The sequence below is a fragment of the Janthinobacterium sp. TND4EL3 genome (genome assembly GCF_900156175.1).
Lineage (GTDB): Bacteria > Pseudomonadota > Gammaproteobacteria > Burkholderiales > Burkholderiaceae_D > Janthinobacterium.
In genome coordinates this window covers 1-1,988 of sequence record NZ_FTMV01000062.1, presented here as the reverse complement: position 1 = coordinate 1,988, position 1,988 = coordinate 1, and the positions used below count along the sequence as shown (strand labels likewise).

Annotated in this window: 2 protein-coding genes; both read right to left on the bottom strand. The window is 55.5% G+C overall.

All coding sequences use genetic code 11. The features are described from left to right. Positions 1-162 precede the first annotated feature (162 nt). A complete protein-coding gene (locus tag BXA07_RS29640) occupies positions 163-987 on the bottom strand; it encodes a hypothetical protein (protein ID WP_139335870.1) in 825 nt (274 codons plus the stop codon). A 593-nt stretch (positions 988-1,580) separates the two neighbouring features. After that, positions 1,581-1,988, bottom strand: a 408-nt coding sequence (locus BXA07_RS29635; protein WP_139335869.1) for an effector protein Tle3 domain-containing protein, incomplete at its 5' end; no start/stop codon positions are given.

Here is a 1,988-nt window from a genome sequence, read left to right as displayed (position 1 = left end):
GTCGCTGCTCTGGAAATTGGCGTTGCAGGAAAACTGGCCGAGGATATCGATGTCGGGGTCGTCGCACAGCGGCGGATGGGGATCGAATTGCATGGCATGGCCTCCATATCCGAAACTCTCAAACCGTGGCACAAGAAAAAGCCACCGTCCTTCAAAAATGCCTCATTGCGAAAACCCCTGGTAATACTCGGGCGCATCGTGGCGCAAACCCCACCAGGGCAGATACGCATGATTGCCGCCGCGCGCGCGGAACCACGGCTTGCCGGGCTGGATCGGCCGCACCACGGCCGGCGGCGCCACCACCAGCGCCACGGGGGCAAGCAGGTCGCTGGTGCCGGCCACCAGCACGGGTTTGCCGAAATGGTGCGCGTAGGCGATGCCCAGCGCCACGTTCGTCAGGGCCGTGCCCGCGCCCGTCTCGCCCAGCACGGCGGTCAGATTGAAGCTTTGTTTAAGGAAATCGAATTCCGGCAATTGCACGGTGAGCGTCTGCGCCAGCGCACCCAGCCGTGCGGACGAATCCTGGTGCGTATTGCCGGCGTCGTGGATGAGATAGCCGATCTCGCTATCGCGCCTGTTCGCCTTCGTTGCCGCCTCCTCGATGGCCGCCGTCCACGCCTGCACCAGGCGCGGCGGTTCGCCCTTTTTGACGTCAAAATCGGCGACCTGCTTGGTACTCGGATACCCGAGCCACGCCAGCGGCGCCCGCTCCGTCTTGTAGTCGGGACCGGCCAGCACCAGCAGCACCAGGTTCTCGTTGATCTGCCGGTCCAGGGGACGGCTGGGCGCATCCCAATTCATGGCCCAGACGGTTTCCTTGGGATGGGTTTGCAGATAATCGAGTGCGGCGGAAAGTGAAGTAAAACCGGCGTTGGGGCCGCCCATGGTGAGGCGGACGTCGGGTGGGGTGGAGCGGGTCCACAGGGTGGGAGAGTGGATGTTGCCGATGCTAAAAGTTCTTGCTACGCGCTGACGAACGAATTCCATCGTCTCGACTGGATCCAGTTTACCTTCTGGCAAAGCATATTCGATATGGATGCCGGCCAGTTCACGCCAGCGTGATTTGTCCTCGGATGAATGAACGTTATAAAAATATTCTGGATCGGAGTAATATACATCATGAAGTAAACTCATCAACTTACTGATATATTTTTCATGATAACCATCAAATGATTCTGAACCATCATTTCCCACCGCGATAGATGCAATGCTCTGAAGTCTAGAATATTTATCAGGTTTTTCTTTTACCATCTCATCATCCGAATTCGGCTTGACCAACCCTAGCATCCAAAGCAATTCCCACTGTGTTGGGTAGTCCTTACGCTGCAAAGGATTTAGCCATTGCAAACCAATAACTTGGGCCACGAATGGCCGCGCTACTGGTATAGGAGTATTTTGAGCTACAGATACCACGTTGGTGCTTGTAGACGTACGCAAGCGTACACAGGCTGAAAGAATCAAAACAATCAGAAACGTACCGAGCGCATAAAAAAATATAGATCTAACCACGGCATAGCCTCCCCAAAAAAATAAAACTCTGCAATGCACTAAAAATTCAATATCCGGCTATAAAATGGGCTTTAGCTAAATGCTCGCTCACCGGAATGAGGATGCGAGTCAGGAGCAGAGTTTTCTCGCACATCAACTATAGATGCAGGAAGGCTTCCGCCCCCGTCGGTCTGCTGCGTCCAGTCGGTGATGGTCTGCCCATGGAATTTCCCTTCAATAAAATATTCCTCAAATAATTTGGCTGACTCTGCGTTACTCAGCACCTCCAACAACCTCCAATCCGCCGCCACCCTCAACTTGCGCAGCTGATCCGGCTTGATGCGGCATACGCCCACCGCCACGTCATACGCAAGCGCACGCTCTGAGTGCATGGGGTTGGTCAGTATGGTGGAATGGTCGGTGGCGTAGGCGCCGGCCTGGCTGGCCATCATTTCCTCTACCCGCGTGCTGCGCCATTGCAGGTACTCGGCGTCGGGCGT

What these genes read in the sequence shown, in the direction of transcription:
- BXA07_RS29640 (WP_139335870.1), bottom strand. Translation starts at nt 987, where the DNA reads ATGGAATTCGTTCGTCAGCGCGTAGCAAGAACTTTTAGCATCGGCAAC.